Genomic DNA, 18101 nt, shown 5'->3' with positions numbered 1-18101 from the left:
AAAATAAATCGTGTAATTCTATATAGGGTGCGTTTTAATAATAACAATCACAAGTTGTACAACATTCATGTTTTTTATATGGCTAATATTTTTTTTATATGTTCTTAAGCAATTGCTATTAGCTATTCGTGTGAAAGGCGTTTATAAAAAAGTTTTTTATTTCAATATTCGGGTAAAATTATGAATATCGTTATCGTTGAATCTCCAGCAAAAGCAAAAACAATTAATAAATATCTTGGGTCTCAATACAAAGTTGTCGCATCATTTGGACATGTTCGTGATTTACCTGCAAAAGATGGTTCCGTTTTACCGGATCAAGATTTTTCGATGAAATGGGATATGGATTCTGCGGCTGCTAAACGTTTAAATGAAATAGCAAAAGCCGTTAAAGAAGCCGATAGCCTTATCTTAGCGACAGACCCTGATCGCGAAGGAGAAGCTATTTCATGGCATATTCTGGATGTTCTTCGTCAAAAAAAAGTTTTAAAAGATAAACCTATTAAAAGAGTTGTCTTCAATGCCATCACTAAAAAATCTGTGCTTGATGCCATGAACAATCCACGTGATATTGATACATCACTTGTTGATGCTTATCTTGCACGTCGTGCCCTTGATTACCTCGTTGGTTTTACACTTTCACCTGTTTTATGGCGTAAACTCCCTGGTGCACGCTCGGCTGGGCGTGTGCAGTCAGTTGCTTTGCGTATTATTTGTGACCGTGAATCAGAAATAGAACGTTTTATCAAAGAAGATTATTGGTCCATTACAACACAGTTAAAAACCATCAGAAATGATCATTTCCAAGCAAGATTGACAATGTTTAATCAAAGGAAGATTGGCAAACTTGATATTCAATCTCAAGAACAAGCAGATCAAATTCGCCTCATGTTGGAGAAGGCTCAATATCATACACTCAGTGTTGAAGCAAAACCTACAAAAAGAAATCCTTTTCCTCCGTTTACAACCTCTACACTTCAACAAGCTGCTTCTTCAAAATTAGGCTTTTCAGCTTCTCGCACGATGCAAATTGCCCAAAAGCTTTATGAAGGGATTGAAATTAACGGTGAAATGGCAGGACTTATTACTTATATGCGTACCGATGGTGTACAAATAGCGCCAGAAGCCATTGATTCTGCAAGAAAAGTCATTCATGAATCTTTTGGAAAGGACTATATTCCTGAAAAACCGCGTTTTTATTCAACAAAGGCAAAAAATGCCCAGGAAGCGCATGAAGCAATCCGCCCAACAGATTTTCAACGCTCCCCCAACCAAATACGAGATTTTCTCGACAATGATCAGGCAAAGCTCTATGAACTGATATGGAAGCGCGCTATTGCCAGCCAAATGTGTTCTGCTGAGATTGAACGTACAACCGTTGAAATTGAAGCCCAGCAAGGAGACAACCGTGCAAATCTTCGAGCAACAGGATCTGTTGTTCGTTTTGACGGATTTATTTCCGTCTATACGGATCAACGAGACGAAGAAAATAATGAAGAAAATGAAACGACACGTTTACCACAAATAAACACGGGCGAAGCACTTACAAAAGAAAAAGTTGAATCTCTACAACATACCACAGAGCCTCCTTCTCGTTATTCTGAAGCCTCATTAATTAAAAAGCTTGAAGAATTAGGAATTGGTCGTCCTTCAACTTATGCCTCTACATTGGCAACATTGTGTGATCGTGGATATATTATCATTGATAAGCGCAAACTTATTCCTGATGCTAAGGGGCGTATTGTTACAGCTTTTCTTGAAAATTTCTTTAATCGCTATGTAGAATATGGTTTCACAGCAGATCTTGAAGAAAAGCTGGATCTTATCTCTGATGGCAAACTTTCTTGGAAAGACGTATTACGCGATTTTTGGGATGGATTTAATGCATCGATTAGCAATATCCAAGAACTCCGTATCGCCAATGTTCTTGATGTTTTAAATGTAACATTAGCGCCTCTTGCCTTTCCTGAACGCGAAGATGGAAGTGATGTACGTTCCTGTCCTCTCTGTAAAAATGGTCAATTATCATTAAAACTTGGTCGTTATGGTGCTTTTGTTGGTTGTTCCAATTATCCTGAATGTAAATACACACGCCAACTTGGTACAGAGACAGAAGAAGAAAATAAAACTGTAAGCAATGACGAACCTGTTATGCTTGGGATTGATCCTGAAACAGAAAAAGATATCTCTCTTCGCAATGGTCGTTTTGGTCCCTATGTTCAACGAGGTGAAAGTAAAGAAGCCAAACGTGCAGGACTACCAAAAGAATGGCAAGCAGAAAATATAACCCTTGAAAAAGCCTTGGCTTTACTATCCCTTCCCCGTGAAATTGGAATCCATCCTGAAACTGGCAAAATGATCACAGCAACAATTGGACGATATGGTCCCTACCTTAGTCATAATGGAAAATCGGCGCGCCTTCTTCATTCGGATGAAGTTTTTGATATTGGTATCAATCGTGCTGTTACAGTATTGGCAGAACAACAAGAAAATAAAACCAAGCAAAGCAGAACAACATCTGCAGCATTGGCGACATTAGGGGAGCATCCAGAAGGAGGAACTGTCACTGTGCGCAATGGGCGTTATGGTCCTTATGTCAATTGGGGTAAAATTAATGCAACATTGCCAAAAGATAAAGATCCCATTAGTGTAACACTTCTAGAGGCATTAGAACTTATATCGGCTAAAGCATCGAGTAAAAAGACGACTTCAAAAAGAGCTTCTTCCAAAACAAAAGCAAAAACAAAAGAGACATAAATTTTGGCTAAAGGTGAAAAAAATGTAAAATATCTCTCCTCATTCAAGGGAGAAAAATTGCCCAATAAGGAAGACATTCTTTCCTTTATCAATGAGAACCCTGATCGGTCAAGTAAACGAGAAATCGCTAAAGCTTTTAACTTAAAAGGTGATTCTCGTATCTGGCTTAGAGATATATTATGTGCGTTAAAAGATCAAAATCTTATATCTAAACAGCATAAAAAGCGAATAAACAAAGGAAAGTTGCCTCCTGTTGCTTTAGTAAAAATTAGTGGACGTGATAACGATGGCAGTTTTATTGCACAACCTCTTGAATGGGAAGAAACGCCAAAACCCAATATTGAAATTCACTCTTTTCGTCACATAAAGGGAGGGAGTATTGGTGTTGGAGATCATGTTCTTGTAAAAGTTTTTCGAAATAAAAATTCTCAAAATTCCCCTTATACGGGGCGAATTATTCGTAAAATTGAACTATCCCCAAAGAGCACATTTGGTGTTGTACGAAAGTTAGAAAATAATCAATGGCGCCTCGATCCTATAGACCGCAAAACCAATGAGCTCATCGTTGAAATGTCTCCAGAAATGAAGATCGAAACGGGTGATCTCGTTGAAGTTGAAATAAAAAAAAATACTGGATATGGACTAAAAAGTGCGCAAATAAAAAATGTTTTAGGGCATATTAAGAGTGAGAAAACACTTTCAATGATTGCTCTTCTTTCAAAAGGAATTCCTTATATTTTTCCTGAAAACGTTCTTGAGCAAGTTAAACATATCAAAACTGCCAATATGGATAATCGCGAAGACTGGCGACAATTACCATTTATTACGATTGATCCACCAGATGCCAAAGACCATGATGATGCAGTTTACGCAAGCAAGGATAATGACCCTACAAATAATGGTGGTTGGATTATTATTGTGGCCATTGCAGATGTCTCTTACTATATTCAAACAGGAAGTGCTTTAGATAAAGAAGCATTAAAACGCGGAAATTCTATTTATTTTCCTGACACCGTTGTGCCAATGCTGCCTGAACGCCTTTCTCATGATTTGTGTTCTCTGCGTGAAGGAAAAGAAAGACCAGCTCTAGCTGTTCGTATGATTTTTGATGCAAACGGTAATAAACAACAACATAGTTTTCATCGTATTATGATGCGTGTAAGAGCTAAACTCTCCTATCAAGAAGCACAATTGGCAAAAAAGGGACATATCCATAAAAAAAGTGCGCCCCTGCTTGAAAATATTTTGCACCCCTTATGGGAAGCCTATGCATGCCTTAAAGCAGCTCGGGATCGTCGACAACCACTCGAATTAGAAATAGCAGAAAAAAAGATTATTCTTGATAAAAATGGATGCATCCAAGATGTTGTGAGTGAAGAACATTTAGAAGCCCATCGTTTGATTGAAGAATTTATGATACAAGCCAATATTGCGGCCTGTGAAACATTAAAAAAACATCATCAACCCCTCATCTATCGTGTTCATGACAAACCCTCTCTTGCCAAACAAGAAATATTGCGAAATTTCCTTCAAAGTTTAGGGATACCGCTCTCCAAAAGTGCTGAATTAACATCAGCACGTCTTAATAGAATTTTAGAAAAGGTTGCTCGTACTCAACAACAAGAACTGGTCAATCAAGTTATTTTGCGTTCACAATCACAAGCAGAATACAATCCTAAAAATAGTGGCCATTTTGGTTTGAATTTGCAGAACTATACACATTTTACATCGCCAATTCGCCGTTATGCTGATCTCATTATTCATCGAGCACTCATTAAAGTGCTTAAACTAGGAAATGATCAATTAACTGACACGCAAGAACAAAACCTTGCAGAAATTGCTACGCAAATTTCTTTATATGAGCGTCGTGCAATGGTCGCTGAAAGAGAAACGATTGATAGGCTTGTTGCTCACTATTTAACGAATAAAATTGGCCGTGTTTTTACAGGGCGCATTTCTGGAGTCACAAAAGCGGGTCTTTTTATCTCTCTTGATAAACTCAATACAGATGGTTTTGTCCCTATTTCTACACTTAAAAATGATTATTACCACTTTGATGAAGCGCGACATGTTCTTGTAGGACAACATAGCCATAAAGGCTACCAGCTCAGTGATATTGTAGAAGTAAAACTTATAACTGTACAACCTTTTGCTGGTGCTTTAAGCTTTGATCTCTTAACAGAGCCTCGTCCAATCCAATTTTCATCGATATCTTACCATAAAAACAAATTAAAAAAACAAAAGCGTAGTTTTTATGGAAGAAGAAAATATTAAACTTTTTATTTACTCTTCAATATTTAATAATAAATAAGATAACAGCGAGTTAAACTACGAAATTATCTATAATATAGAGTATATATATTATTTTATGTATACAATATTATTTCTTTATCATATAATAAAATATATTTTACTTTATATGAAAAGTCCTGCAGAGTTTTTTATACTCAATGAAATGAAAGAAACTGAAAAAAATGGTTTGATCTTTCTTTCATTTCGGATCATCTTTTCGTTATTTGAATAAACAAAAGTACCTTATACCACTCTCATGAAAAAAAAAATTGATTCCCAAAATAATTCTTTGCGTGCAATTATTGCCGCTATTGCAACCATTGGCACTGTTGGAACAGCATTGGCAATGGGAACACAACTTGTCTCTCTTCTTATGGCTGAGAAAGGACTTTCTAATAGTATGATCGGCTATAGTGGAACAGTTGGTGGAATCGCCACAATTATTGCAGCTATTTTTACGTCTCGAATTGCCTTATGCTTAGGCATCACTCAAACAATATTATTTATGATGGCGATAGGATCTTTAAGTTTTTTAGGATTCTATTTTTTTGATCCCATATGGGTTTGGTTTATCTTAAAGTTTATATTACATTTCACCGTGACAGTTATGTTTATCCTGTCAGAGTTTTGGATCAACAGTTATGCTCCCCCCAAAAAACGCGGTTTAGTTCTTTCTATTTATGCTATTGTCTTAGGATTAGGGTTTGTGATAGGTCTAGCGCTGCTAGCAAAAGTGGGCACACAAGGATTTATTCCTTTTGGCGTTGGCTATAGCCTTATTATACTTGCTACTATACCAATTCTTGCAGCTTGGAAATTAAGTCCAGAATTTCAAAAAAACCAATATACACCATTTTTTCGTTATCTTTTTCACGTTCCAAGCGCAATGATGGCAGTCCTTGTTTATGGAGCCATTCAAATGGGCGTATTAACTCTTATGATACCTTTTAGTTTATCCATTGGGTATAATGAGAATGAAGCAGCACACTTTATGGCAACCCTTGCACTTGGGAATATTTTCCTCTTAATTCCTATCAGCATGATAAGCGACTATTCCAAAGATCGACGTTATCCGCTAATAGGTTGCGCTATCTTAGGTTTTGTCGGAACTTTTATAGTACCATGGATTATTCAATATCCATGGATTTTGATGTTTGATCTGTTTCTTCTGGGGGGGGTATCAGCGAGCCTTTATACAATTAGTCTTGCACATTTAGGGGCACGTCTTAAAGGTCAAGAACTTGCTGCTGCTAATTCTGCATTTATTTTTTATTATGGAATTGGTATGCTCATTGGACCAACCTTTATTGGAAAATCAATGGATATTTTTAACCCCTTTGGTTTTTCAATCGCTATGGCTGTTTTTTTCGGTTTATATGTCATTTTAGTGTTTGTCCAACTTATGAGAAAATTAATCAGCTCTTGACTTTTTTGAGAACATCCGTAGTGTTGCGGGAAAATCTGATGATGTCGGAAATAAATTTTGACAGCGATAATATTTTTTTCAGTATAAATAGGATTTTTACATTATGGCGAAAGCAGCAACCATTAAGATTAAGCTTTTATCAACTGCAGATACTGGCTTTTTCTATGTAACAAAGAAAAACAGCCGTACAATGACAGATAAAATGAGCAAACGTAAATATGATCCAGTTGTAAAAAAACACGTTGAATTTAAAGAAACAAAAATTAAATAAGTAAGCCAATCATTCTTGATAGGTTTTATACTCCAAAAGAAATGTGGCCTTATTGCTCTTCAAAGTTATTTTTTGGAGAGTGTTTTTTTGTATCTTAAAAAATTTACTTTAAAGTTTGTGCAACTTTAAATTTGGATGTTCTATACAGATTTGGCTTGAGTTGATTTATTTTTTAAGTTGCTTACATATTATACTGCATGGGCATTTGATTGTTGTGATATCTGATAAAAGTTTTATCATTAAAACGGAATGTTATTTCGTCATGTGAATGAAATTTTTGAAAGAGTTATAAGCGATACTCAACAGAATGCGTTATAATGAACGATAGTAGCAGTTTCTTTATTTCATGAAAAAATTTCTTTCTCATTTTCATCGAAGAAGCTTTAAAAAAAATATCGGTTTTAGTCTTTTTATTATCACTGCTAGCATTCTTATCATTATGGCAACTTATTTTAATCAGACTCAACCGTTGCCTCAAAAAGAAAAATTTTCTTTTCAAAATTCTGTTGAAGGAAAGGCATCAATCACTGATGGCGATTCCATCACGATTTCTTCCATTAAGATTCGACTGGTTGGAATTGATGCTCCTGAACTCCATCAATTTTGTGGAAAAAAAGATGCACGATACCCTTGTGGACTTGAGGCAAAAAGATTTTTAGAACAACTACTCGAAAATCAAACTGTCACATGCTATTGGTATAAAACAGATAAATATCGCCGTATCCTTGCAACATGTCAAACAAAACAAATTAGCAATATCAACGCAACACTTGTACAAAATGGTTGGGCTGTAAGCTATTATGAATACCCCAAAGAAGAGAAAGAAGCCCGAAGAAAAAAAAAGGGAATATGGGCATCAAGTTTTCAACGACCAAAAGAATGGCGCAAAGCAAATCCTCGCACAGAATAAGAAAAATATTTTCAAATTTTATTGATCAATGAAACAACGTAATCATATTATCAAACTTGAAAAAAAAATCTATTCCTGTCGGGTTTGTATCCAACAACCACATTATTTTCCTCCTCTTCCTCATGATCCAAATCCTGTCATTTATTTATCTGATACGGCTTCGATTGCAATCGCAGGACAAGCACCAGGATTGCGTGTCCATGAAACATCTATCCCTTTTAATGATCGCTCTGGCGAAAGATTACGTGATTGGCTTAATGTAACAAAAGAAGAATTTTATAATCGATCTCTTTTTGCATTTGTTCCTATGGGATTTTGTTTTCCAGGTTATGACAAAAATAAAGCTGATTTACCACCAAGACGTGAATGTAGAGAAATATGGCACGAAAAAATATTTCAAGCCATGCCTCAAATAAAGCTTGTTCTTGCTATTGGTAGTTATGCGCAAAAGTGGCATATTACAGAATTAAAACATAAAACTGTTTCAGCAACCGTTCGTGATTGGAGAAATATCCTTTCCATTTCCCAACCTCGAGGCTATAATGTTATGCCTTTGCCTCATCCATCATGGCGAAATACTTCTTGGTTACAGAAAAATCCATGGTTTAACGATGAGCTTATTGTATATCTACGTCGTTTAGTGCGTAAATTTTTATGAATTAAGATATTGAGAAAAAATATGGATCGTCTTGACCGAAAAATTTTACATCTTCTTCAAGAAAATGCGACACTGTCTGTCGCTGATATTGCTAAAAAAATAGGACTTTCGACCACCCCTTGCTGGCGTAGAATTCAAAAACTTGAAGAAGATGGCGTTATTCAGCGTCGCGTTGCCGTTCTTTCTCCAGAAAAAGTAAATGCGCACGTTACTGTTTTTGTTTCTATTCGAACAAACACCCATAGTCATGAATGGTTTAAGCGTTTTTCAAAAATTGTGCAAGAATTCCGTGAGGTCATTGAATTTTATCGAATGAGTGGAGATATCGACTATTTATTGCGTGTCGTTGTTCCCGATATTGAAGCTTATGATCTTTTTTATAAAAAATTAATTTCTAAAATTGACATCCGTGATGTTTCATCTTCTTTTGCAATGGAACAAATTAAATATACAACAGAACTTCCACTTAATTATATTAAATTACACGAAAAGGCGAATGAACAAAGTTCTTAAGAGTTTTGTATATCCTTCTCATCATCCTTTAGGTATTCAAACTTTCTTGTTCCCAAACCGCCATTTGCGCATGTGTTAAAACAGCAGCTTTGACGATACCAGCAGCCATAGCGGCTCCTGTCCCTTCACCAAGGCGCATTCCCAAATCCAGAAGTGGTTCTTTGCCAATTTTTCTTAAAAGCTTCCGATGAGCTTTCTCAGAAGAAGCATGTCCAACAAGGGTATGTTCAAGCGCTCTTGGATGCATTTTATAAAGGATAGCAGCTGCTGCTGTTGCTACAAAACCATCTAAAATAACGGGTATTTTTTCCATTCTTGCAGCTAAAATAGCACCGACCATAGCAGCAATTTCACGTCCTCCTAAGCGACGCATTATCTCAAAAGGATCATTAAAATGCTCCTTATGTAAAGCAACGGCTGTCTTAATCGCTGCTATTTTACGCTGATAAAAATCACCTTCCGATTCCATACCATTTCCTGTCCACTCTTCAACTTCGCCTCCAAATAATGCTAAACATAAAGCTGAAGCTATTGTTGTATTGCCAATCCCCATTTCACCGATACATAAAAGGTCTGTCCCACCAGCAATAGATTCCATACCAAATGCCATTGTAGCAGCCGCACTCCGCTCATCCATTGCGGCATCCTTTGTAATATTCATTGTTGGATATTCCAATGCTAAATCAAATATTTTTAATCCAAGATCATAAGCTATACAAATTTGGTTGATAGCGGCACCACCAGATGCAAAATTTTCTACCATCTTTTGTGTCATAGATTGTGGAAATGGCGTAACATTCTCTTCTACGATACCATGGTTTCCAGAAAAGATAGCGACCAAAGGTCGCGTTACAATAGGTTTTTCTGTACCTCTCCACCCCGCATACCAAACAGCAATATCTCCCAGTTTCCCTAATGCTCCTCGCGCTTTTGTTAAGTTTTCTTGCCGCTTTTTAGCCAAAATTATAGAAAACTCATCAGCAACAGGTAAATTTGTAAGCAAAGCACGAAAATCATCAAATGGACTAACGGTCATGAAGATACCTTTTAAAATCTACAATGTTTAATGAAAATCACGTCATATAGATAGGGTATGAATAATTTATTGCTTTTTTAGACAGTGTTTTAAAAATATTAAATATTATAAAAGCGATGATTTTTATATTCTATTTTCTACAATAAACATGCAAGATTCTAAATATCATCAATATCTTATAATTGCCTTTACACGATATCCTTTACCTATTTTCTATCTAATAAGCGCAATCAGCATGCCGCTTAAATAAATTACTATAACAAAAGAGTTATAAAATCGAAGTGCCTAAAATCCTTGCAAAAGAAACAAAGCACAAAGGACATCAACTTTAACATATATTAATTGCTGAGCTGTTATCCAATGAGAGCGGAAAAAGCTTCTTTTAAAATATATATATCCGCATTTGGTTTTGTTGCATCATTTGATAATATTTGCCGCCATCGACGTGCCCCACTCCGCCCATGAAATAAACCAATCATGTGACGTGTCACATGAGAAAGCCGCCCTCCTGATGCAATATGTCGCGTCGCATAATCACACATGGTTTCAATAAGATCACTTTCACTCAAATTATTCTGCGACTCCCCATAGAGTTCAAGATCGATATGTTTTAACAAAGTTGGATCATGATAAACTTGGCGACCAACCATGGCAGCATCACAGAAAATCAAGTGTTCTTTGATTTCATCAATTGATTTAATTCCACCATTTATCCCAATGAATTTATGAGGATATTTACGTTTTAATTTATAAACTCTTTCATAATTAAGGGGCGGAATATTGCGATTTTCTTTCGGGCTTAATCCTTTTAACCACGCTTTGCGCGCATGGACCCAAAGGGCATCACACCCTGCATCCCAAACTTTATCCGCTAAAAGATCTAACGCTAATTCTTCATCTTGTTCATCTACTCCAATTCGACATTTGACCGTTACAGGTATCATAACCACTCGTTTCATTGCCTCTACAGCATTTGCTACAATATCAGGATGTAACATCAAACAAGCCCCAAATACACCTGCCTGAACACGATTTGATGGGCAACCAACATTGAGATTTATCTCGTTATAACCAAAATCTTCAACAATCCGTGCAGCCTCTGCCAACTTTTTCGGATCTGCCCCCCCTAATTGTAATGCAACTGGACATTCTTTATGGTTAAAAGCCAACAATTGTTCGCGAACACCATAAATGATAGCATCTGCTACCATCATTTCCGTATAAAGGAGCGCTTTTTTTGTTAAAAGGCGATAAAAAAATCTGCAATGCCGGTCTGTCCAGTCCAACATTGGTGCTACTGCAAACTTTACAGGCGATGGAAGATTATAAAATATCATAAGGGCACTGTTCTTATATCCCTATAGCTCTCTCTTTATACAGAAAAAAATACTTAAACTTTAGTTTATAAAAAGTTTGATTCTCTGAGACCATTATGAGATAATAACAGTCCCTTTATTCAATTTATATAAAGGATTATAATAATCAACCATATTAAACGATACTTCTCATAGAGTCATGCTCAGATATATAAACATGACAAAAGAAATCATTTTCTGTAATATAAATAAACATTTGAAAGTTCTTGTTACAGCCCATTAATCTTCTATCGTTATATATTTCAGCACAAAGTTTAAAATAATAAACTAAAACATTAACAACCTTTCATGGTAGGCTTAATTTTCTTTAGCCTTTTCACTTTATTGTGAAACAAAAGTGCTTTTATTTCTCCTCTAATAAAAACAAAGATTTCTTATTCCATACGATCCGATTATAAATTACCTTCTTTCAATGCGTTTTTCGTAGTAATATTTCTTGGATTTTTCTTTCATAGGATAGGCAAATTTCATTCTAAATATTCCACCCAATTTTGCTACTTTATGATTGTTGCAAAAAATTAAATTAAAACTATAGACAATCACTGTCTTTTTAACCTGTATGGCTTATATCGATATCTTCTAAAGAAAAATATACAACATCGCAGATAAAATCTGTAAAGCTAAACGACTATAAATGTTTTTCAATTTCTTTTTGGCTTTTCATATAGGAAGAAAGAGTATCAACCTCTTGCTCATTAAAGAAAAGTCCAAGTTTTGAACGACGCCATAACACATCTTCACATGTTTGAGCCCATTCCTTTTCCATCAACCATTTTACTTCTATTTCATAAAGCCCATGCCCAAAATCTTTTCCTCTATCGGCCTTACCATTTGCAAATATCATCAATGCTTCCGTACCATAGGAACGTGCAAGTCTGCGATGTGTAAAAGCATCTAAATCTGGCGTCAAAAGAGCAATCCTATTTTCGATCGTATTTAATTGGTTATAAGGGAAATCACCTCCTGGAAGTACTGCATTAGCCGTCCATGATGCTCCCTTTTTACCAAGCGCTTTCTCAACAAATTTCATCGCATCTTCAGCTAATTTACGATAAGTTGTAATTTTTCCACCATAAAGATTAAGAATCTTTGGTGTATTTTCTGTTCCCATTTCTTTTAAAACATAATCGCGCGTAATTTCTTGTGCTTTTGAAGATCCATCATCATAGAGTGGACGAACGCCAGAGTAAGACCAAACAACAGTTTTAGGCGACACTGGTTGTATAAAATATTCACTGGCTGCTGCGCAAATATAACGAATCTCTGTATCAGTAATATGAACGTCAGCTGGATCGCCACGATAATTACAATCTGTTGTTCCAAGCAAGGTAAAATCTTCTTGATACGGAATCGCAAATATAATACGTCCATCGCCATTTTGAAAAATATAAGCACGATCATGCGTATAAAGCTTGGGAACCAAAATATGAGAACCTCTAACAAGCCGTACTGGTGGATGTTCTTTACAATCTAATACGCTTGTCAAAACATGATCAATCCATGGGCCTGTCATATTCGCAATATAAGAAGCTGTAACACAGTATTCTTTACCATTTAACTTGTCTTGTAAAACAATACGCCATTTTTCGTCTTCTTTTTTTAAAGAGAGAACTTTTGTCCGTACTTTTATATCGGCTCCGCACTTTTCTGCATCACGCGCATTGGCAATAACCAAACGGGCATCATCTACTCTTGCATCGGAATATTCAAAACCTCTCTGATATTCTTTCTTTAATATAGAGCAGAACTTTTTTGAAAAATTAATCGTTTTACTGCGCCATAATTTCTGATTCCATTTTCCTAAATAATCATAAATAAAAAGCCCAAAACGCAACATCCAAGCAGGACGCAATTCCTTATGATAAGGAAGAAGAAAACGCAAAGGACGTACAATATGGGGAGCCATACGTAAAATGATTTCACGTTCTTTTAGTGCTTCACGAACAAGTTTGAACTCATAGTGTTCAAGATAACGAAGACCACCATGAATAAGCTTTGTTGATGTACTTGATGTTCCCGATGCAAGATCATTCATTTCAGCTAATCCCACTTTAAAACCGCGTCCAGCTGCATCTCTTGCCAATCCACAACCATTTATTCCTCCCCCAATGATAAACAGCTCATAATGTGTTGTGGTTTTCATAATTTTACTTTTCATTATTTAATTTTGTTTTACACGACTCAACAAAGCAACAGTAAAAGTGCGCTTTATTGTATTATCAACCTGCTTTTCTCCACAATCAATAGGCATAAAAAGCTTTTTGACCCCCTTTTATCAAAACAACATTTGACAAATTAAAAAGAATTTTTTTATCCTCCAGAGGCATAATCTTTGCAAATGTGCATCATATAAAGTTTTTTAGAGAAAAATTGATGTTTTTGCTCATTCGTGAATGCACACTATAGCTAATGCTTTATTGCACATAGATAACGCTTTTCATATAGTTCACTCAATAACACAATAGAAAATATGAAGGGATACAGATGACTCACCAACCTCAAAACTCAAAAGTAACACTTGTTTCAAAAATTTTAGTCCCTGTTACATTGAGCATTTTATTTTTTTTCCCTTCTTTATCAAACGCAACATCACACCCTAAAACAGTAAACCATTTGAATTTAGAAAATTTAAAAATACAACTTCTGGAAGATTCTAATTTTTTATCTAAGCTTAAAGAAAAAGTTACACCCCATATTGATTCGCAACATATTCAACAAATTGTGAGAGAGTATCTTCTTACTCATCCAGAAATTATGATTGAAATGCAGCTTATCCTTCAAGACAAACTAGAAAAACAAAACGAATACGAAAGACAAAGACAAACCTCTGTCATCCATTTATTAGAAAAGGAGATTTTTCACTCTCCTCATGACGCTGTTTTAGGCAATCCCAATGGTAAAAAAATCCTTGTTGATTTTTTTGATTACAACTGTCAGCATTGTAAAAGTTCCTATTCAGATATAGAAAACTTGATAAAAGAATACCCAGATTTACAGGTTATTATCAAGGATTTGCCAATTTTAGGACCCGATTCTATAGCGGTTCATACTGTTGCTTATGCATTTCGAAAACAATTTCCAGAAAAATATCCACAGTTTCACAAAGCTCTTTTAATGCATCAGGGGCGAATGAATGAAGCTAAAGCTATAAAAATAGCTGTTTCATTAGGAGTAGATGAAAAAAAACTCCGTAACGCAATAAAAGATCCTGATCTGCAAAACGCCTTTAAAAAAAATATTCAAATTGCCTCTAAACTTCATATTACGGGAACACCTTCTTATATTATCGGTGATACAATACTCATCGGTGCAGCCAGCCAAGATATGCTAAAACAAGCGATAGACAATACACAGTGAAGAGCTATTCTATACCTGATCCGTTTTAGAAGAATACTGTAAATGAAGTGATTTTATGCTTTCTCTTTTTTGACAACAGGCTTATAAGTGCAATTTTACGTAAAGCAGATACGAGTTTAAAATTGCAAAGTATAATGACTTAAAGGAAATAAATATCTTTAAAGCCTTAAAAGATATCATCCCTAATCTAGAGATATTCAGTCATAAAATGAGATAATATGACGATCTTCATTGATCAAGGAGTTAGAAATAAAATGGCAACAAAAAAAATAGATTCGGCAAAATATACCGCAATTGATACGAAAATTATTCGTGATCTTGCTGAAATTTTGAATGATACAAATTTAACGAATATTGAAGTTGAACAAGGAGAGCTTCGTATTTGTGTTTCACGCCAAAATACCTCAACTTCTTCCGAACGAACAATTTATTCACCTGTTGCTACCCCTAGCTTTTCTGTCACATCTTCAATCCCAACAACCGAATCTCCCATACAACCTTTCCAAGAAGATAAATCAAAAAATACAATAACCTCTCCAATGGTTGGAACAGCTTATCTTGCTCCTTCACCAGGTGCGCAACCATTTGTAGAAGTAGGGCAAAATGTTTCTGAAGGAGAGACATTACTGATCATTGAAGCCATGAAAACGATGAATCAAATTTCATCACCGCGCTCAGGCAAAGTAACAACTGTTCTTGTCAAAGATGGCCAACCTGTTGAGTTTGGTGAACCACTTATTATTGTTGAATAAAGCGAGGGGCAACTATGATTCGAAAAATCCTCATTGCCAATCGAGGAGAAATTGCTCTTCGTGTTTTACGCGCATGTAAAGAACTTGGCATAAAAACCGTAGCTGTTCATTCGACAGCTGATGCAGACGCAATGCATGTTCGTCTTGCTGATGAAAGTGTCTGTATTGGCCCTCCTCCCGCTCGCGATTCTTATTTGAGTATTCAGCAAATTATTGCTGCTTGTGAAATTACAGGAGCTGATGCAGTTCATCCAGGTTATGGCTTTCTTTCTGAAAATGCAAAGTTTGCAGATGTTTTAGAAGCCCATGATATTACATTCATCGGTCCAACAGCCGCTCATATTCGAATCATGGGTGATAAAATTGAGGCAAAAAAAACTGCCAAAAAACTTGGTATTCCTGTCGTTCCTGGTTCAGATGGAGCTGTTAGTGAAGAATCAGATGCTTTACGCACTGCTCGTGAAATTGGTTATCCCGTTATTATCAAAGCATCTGCCGGTGGTGGTGGACGTGGTATGAAAGTCGTTCATTCAGAACAGGAATTTTCTATAGCTCTTAAAACAACGCGTTCAGAAGCAAAAGCAGCTTTCGGTGATGATGCTGTTTATATAGAAAAATATTTAGAAAAACCCCGTCATATTGAAATTCAAGTCATAGGTGATGGTGTGGGAAATGCTATTCATTTGGGAGAACGCGATTGTTCTCTTCAACGACGGCATCAAAAAGTATGGGAAGAAGCTACATCACCTGCTCTTAATGAAACTGAACGGAAAAAAATTGGTAGTATTGTTGCAGATGCCTGTGCGCAGCTTGGATACCGTGGGGCTGGCACCATTGAATTTCTTTATGAAAATGGTGAATTTTATTTCATTGAAATGAATACGCGTTTACAAGTTGAGCATCCTGTAACTGAAGCAATTACAGGTATAGATTTAGTTCATGAACAAATTCATATTGCATCAGGCTGTAAGCTTTCAGTGACACAAGATGATGTTTGTTTTTCGGGTCATGCCATTGAATGCCGTATTAATGCTGAAGATCCTCTTACCTTCACGCCATCACCGGGAACCATTACACATTTTCATACTCCTGGAGGGTTAGGAATTCGTGTTGATTCAGGTGCTTATTCAGGTTATCGGATTCCTCCTTATTATGATAGTATGATTGGAAAACTGATTGTTCATGGACGTACCCGTTTAGAATGTATGATGCGTTTACGGCGTGCTTTAGATGAATTTGTCGTTGATGGGATCAAAACCACATTACCTCTCTTCCGCGATCTCATTAATAATCAAGATGTTGCTGATGGTAATTATAATATCCATTGGCTAGAGAAATATCTTTCTCAGCAACCAACTTCTTCAGATTCTTAATTCAAGAATGAAAATATCAGTTATCATCAGATTCTATAAGATATCAACATAAGGATAATTCAAAGTTGCTGTAAAAAGTGCTAAAAAAGAAATAGGCTGATTATTTTTATTTTTTATATAATTTTCTTTTAATATGTACAAAAATTGATAATTTTCTGTTTTCCTTTTTGTGAGTTTGTGCTAACTCCTACGTGGTTGCGCCCTTATAGCTCAGTTGGTAGAGCACCTGATTTGTAATCAGGGGGTCGGGAGTTCGAGTCTCTCTGGGGGCACCATTTTTTGTCCTTAACGTATTAAAATATATAGATTTTCCTTTAAACAGTAATTTTCAGACCACCTTTTAGACCACCTCTTGTGGTTTATACAATTTTACTTAATTTGTTGTTATTTGTTCCGTATTTTTCTTTGGAGTAAAAGCTAGAATCTCTTTTTTTCTCCATCTTACTGCTCTCCCTAGTTTATAAGGTTGAGGAAACTCCCCTTGAAGCACCCAATTGCGAATCGTTGTGGTTGATACACTAAAAAGCTGTGCACATTCACGGGTTGTTACATATCTATCGCCATCATCAAATATCATCTCATTATCTTTCTATTTTTATATTACTTATTACTTAAATGGGTGGGGGTGCTGGGAGGAGAGCCCCCCCATAAAGTTAAGCGGCTTTTGTCAAAATCTTTTGCATCTCTTGTTCTATTTCTGCTAAAAAAGCTTCGACCGCTTGATTAATCTGTTCAATGTGTTCTTCATCACGGTGAATGCGTTTGATTTTCATGCGCAAGTATGTTGATTGCCTCGTGAAACGCGGGTCATAACTGATAAAATCACACCATTTTCGTCCCGTACAAGCCATTTGGAATTGCATTTGCGCGCGATATTCAGGCTTTATATTGTCATCTATAAAGAAGCGTAAATGGTTTGGTGATTGTGGGCATTTGACTTCAACTAAACCGTCATCACCAACAAACCCATCAGGACTAGCACCAGCCATTTTGATTGTGGGGTGTTGGATAAAACCACACCCTGTGACCTCTGTATCATAAATGAATGCATATTCTTTTAGGGCATCTTCTTCATGTTCAATGCCCCATTGCATAGCAGGCGTTGTATAAAATTGGCTTACTTCTTCTGTTAAACGCTCTGTAATGAGTTTAATTTTATAGTCTTCATATTTGCTTGTAGGAGTTCCCTTGGCTGTTTTACTAATAACGTTGTAAATATTTGAAGCGGTGACTTTTCCTAGCCTTGCTTGAAACCATTGTGCTGTTCTTTGTTCCATTTCACACCGCGGTTTGTTGTTGAGTTGGTGCATATTCAATATCTTGGATATGAATATATTCGGCATCTTGTATAGACGCGTTTATTTGCTCTTGTTTAGGGTGAGA

The 18101-nt window shown here is 36.0% G+C and carries 15 protein-coding genes, 1 tRNA gene and 1 pseudogene; 11 read left to right on the top strand and 6 right to left on the bottom strand.

Annotation, left to right across the window (positions count from 1 at the left end):
- Window positions 1-180: 180 nt before the first annotated feature.
- The 7 genes from topA (at window position 181) to CER18_RS05880 (ending at window position 8824) form a co-directional block, all read left to right on the top strand.
- Window positions 181-2754, top strand: coding sequence for a type I DNA topoisomerase (gene topA / locus CER18_RS05910; protein WP_100129141.1), 2574 nt, complete (start codon window positions 181-183; stop codon window positions 2752-2754).
- A gap of 3 nt (window positions 2755-2757) precedes the next feature.
- Window positions 2758-5028 (top strand): ribonuclease R, encoded by a 2271-nt coding sequence (gene rnr / locus CER18_RS05905; RefSeq protein WP_100129140.1) that lies wholly within the window; start codon window positions 2758-2760, stop codon window positions 5026-5028.
- Between the two features lie 274 nt (window positions 5029-5302).
- On the top strand, window positions 5303-6472 hold the full coding sequence (locus CER18_RS05900; protein ID WP_100129139.1) for an MFS transporter: 1170 nt from the start codon (window positions 5303-5305) through the stop codon (window positions 6470-6472).
- Window positions 6473-6575: 103 nt separating this feature from the next.
- Window positions 6576-6743: a 50S ribosomal protein L33 gene (gene rpmG / locus CER18_RS05895; protein WP_004864083.1), complete on the top strand. Its 168-nt coding sequence runs from the start codon at window positions 6576-6578 to the stop codon at window positions 6741-6743.
- 346 nt (window positions 6744-7089) lie between these two features.
- Complete coding sequence (locus CER18_RS05890) at window positions 7090-7653, top strand: thermonuclease family protein (protein WP_100129138.1); 564 nt, start codon at window positions 7090-7092, stop codon at window positions 7651-7653.
- A 28-nt stretch (window positions 7654-7681) separates the two neighbouring features.
- Window positions 7682-8311: a uracil-DNA glycosylase family protein gene (locus CER18_RS05885; protein ID WP_100129137.1), complete on the top strand. Its 630-nt coding sequence runs from the start codon at window positions 7682-7684 to the stop codon at window positions 8309-8311.
- Window positions 8312-8332: 21 nt separating this feature from the next.
- Window positions 8333-8824 carry an Lrp/AsnC family transcriptional regulator gene (locus tag CER18_RS05880; protein WP_100129136.1) on the top strand — a complete coding sequence of 164 codons (492 nt, stop codon included), beginning with the start codon at window positions 8333-8335 and terminating at the stop codon, window positions 8822-8824.
- Window positions 8825-8852: 28 nt separating this feature from the next.
- Here the strand turns inward: CER18_RS05880 and cobT are convergent, their stop codons facing one another.
- From cobT to glpD, 3 genes are all read right to left on the bottom strand, one after another.
- Window positions 8853-9860 carry a nicotinate-nucleotide--dimethylbenzimidazole phosphoribosyltransferase gene (cobT, locus tag CER18_RS05875; RefSeq protein ID WP_100129135.1) on the bottom strand — a complete coding sequence of 336 codons (1008 nt, stop codon included), beginning with the start codon at window positions 9858-9860 and terminating at the stop codon, window positions 8853-8855.
- A gap of 353 nt (window positions 9861-10213) precedes the next feature.
- Window positions 10214-11197: a tRNA dihydrouridine(20/20a) synthase DusA gene (dusA, locus tag CER18_RS05870; protein ID WP_100129134.1), complete on the bottom strand. Its 984-nt coding sequence runs from the start codon at window positions 11195-11197 to the stop codon at window positions 10214-10216.
- 667 nt (window positions 11198-11864) lie between these two features.
- Window positions 11865-13394 carry a glycerol-3-phosphate dehydrogenase gene (glpD, locus tag CER18_RS05860; RefSeq protein ID WP_245410058.1) on the bottom strand — a complete coding sequence of 510 codons (1530 nt, stop codon included), beginning with the start codon at window positions 13392-13394 and terminating at the stop codon, window positions 11865-11867.
- Window positions 13395-13720: 326 nt separating this feature from the next.
- Between glpD and CER18_RS05855 the strand changes: the two genes are divergently transcribed.
- From CER18_RS05855 to CER18_RS05840, 4 genes are all read left to right on the top strand, one after another.
- A complete protein-coding gene (locus tag CER18_RS05855) occupies window positions 13721-14593 on the top strand; it encodes a DsbA family protein (protein ID WP_100129132.1) in 873 nt (290 codons plus the stop codon).
- A gap of 254 nt (window positions 14594-14847) precedes the next feature.
- Entirely contained in the window at window positions 14848-15345 is a 498-nt protein-coding gene (gene accB, locus CER18_RS05850) for an acetyl-CoA carboxylase biotin carboxyl carrier protein (RefSeq protein ID WP_100129131.1), read from the top strand.
- A gap of 14 nt (window positions 15346-15359) precedes the next feature.
- Entirely contained in the window at window positions 15360-16718 is a 1359-nt protein-coding gene (gene accC, locus CER18_RS05845; RefSeq protein WP_100129130.1) for an acetyl-CoA carboxylase biotin carboxylase subunit, read from the top strand.
- A 199-nt stretch (window positions 16719-16917) separates the two neighbouring features.
- Window positions 16918-16993 (top strand) — tRNA-Thr (locus CER18_RS05840).
- Window positions 16994-17091: 98 nt separating this feature from the next.
- Here the strand turns inward: CER18_RS05840 and CER18_RS05835 are convergent.
- The 3 genes and pseudogenes from CER18_RS05835 to CER18_RS10475 all read right to left on the bottom strand — a co-directional run.
- Entirely contained in the window at window positions 17092-17295 is a 204-nt protein-coding gene (locus CER18_RS05835; protein ID WP_100129129.1) for a helix-turn-helix transcriptional regulator, read from the bottom strand.
- A gap of 76 nt (window positions 17296-17371) precedes the next feature.
- A complete protein-coding gene (locus CER18_RS05830; RefSeq protein WP_100129128.1) occupies window positions 17372-17995 on the bottom strand; it encodes a lambda exonuclease family protein in 624 nt (207 codons plus the stop codon).
- 1 nt (window position 17996) lies between these two features.
- A pseudogene (locus tag CER18_RS10475) lies at window positions 17997-18101 on the bottom strand (recombinase); the annotation flags it as partial.

It is taken from the genome of Bartonella tribocorum (assembly GCF_002777915.1).
In the GTDB taxonomy this organism is placed as follows: domain Bacteria; phylum Pseudomonadota; class Alphaproteobacteria; order Rhizobiales; family Rhizobiaceae; genus Bartonella; species Bartonella tribocorum_A.
The sequence above is the reverse complement of the archived record's forward strand: the minus strand, read 5'-3'. Positions and strand labels throughout refer to the sequence as shown.

Bases quoted from the DNA above. Each gene is read 5' to 3' on its own strand.
- dusA (WP_100129134.1), bottom strand. From the start codon at position 11,197: ATGATATTTTATAATCTTCCATCGCCTGTAAAGTTTGCAGTAGCACCA.
- glpD (WP_245410058.1), bottom strand. From the start codon at position 13,394: ATGAAAAGTAAAATTATGAAAACCACAACACATTATGAGCTGTTTATC.
- CER18_RS05855 (WP_100129132.1), top strand. From the start codon at position 13,721: ATGACTCACCAACCTCAAAACTCAAAAGTAACACTTGTTTCAAAAATT.
- accB (WP_100129131.1), top strand. From the start codon at position 14,848: ATGGCAACAAAAAAAATAGATTCGGCAAAATATACCGCAATTGATACG.
- cobT (WP_100129135.1), bottom strand. From the start codon at position 9,860: ATGACCGTTAGTCCATTTGATGATTTTCGTGCTTTGCTTACAAATTTA.
- rpmG (WP_004864083.1), top strand. From the start codon at position 6,576: ATGGCGAAAGCAGCAACCATTAAGATTAAGCTTTTATCAACTGCAGAT.
- CER18_RS05885 (WP_100129137.1), top strand. From the start codon at position 7,682: ATGAAACAACGTAATCATATTATCAAACTTGAAAAAAAAATCTATTCC.
- CER18_RS05835 (WP_100129129.1), bottom strand. From the start codon at position 17,295: ATGATATTTGATGATGGCGATAGATATGTAACAACCCGTGAATGTGCA.
- CER18_RS05890 (WP_100129138.1), top strand. From the start codon at position 7,090: ATGAAAAAATTTCTTTCTCATTTTCATCGAAGAAGCTTTAAAAAAAAT.
- CER18_RS05880 (WP_100129136.1), top strand. From the start codon at position 8,333: ATGGATCGTCTTGACCGAAAAATTTTACATCTTCTTCAAGAAAATGCG.
- topA (WP_100129141.1), top strand. From the start codon at position 181: ATGAATATCGTTATCGTTGAATCTCCAGCAAAAGCAAAAACAATTAAT.
- CER18_RS05900 (WP_100129139.1), top strand. From the start codon at position 5,303: ATGAAAAAAAAAATTGATTCCCAAAATAATTCTTTGCGTGCAATTATT.
- CER18_RS05830 (WP_100129128.1), bottom strand. From the start codon at position 17,995: ATGGAACAAAGAACAGCACAATGGTTTCAAGCAAGGCTAGGAAAAGTC.
- accC (WP_100129130.1), top strand. From the start codon at position 15,360: ATGATTCGAAAAATCCTCATTGCCAATCGAGGAGAAATTGCTCTTCGT.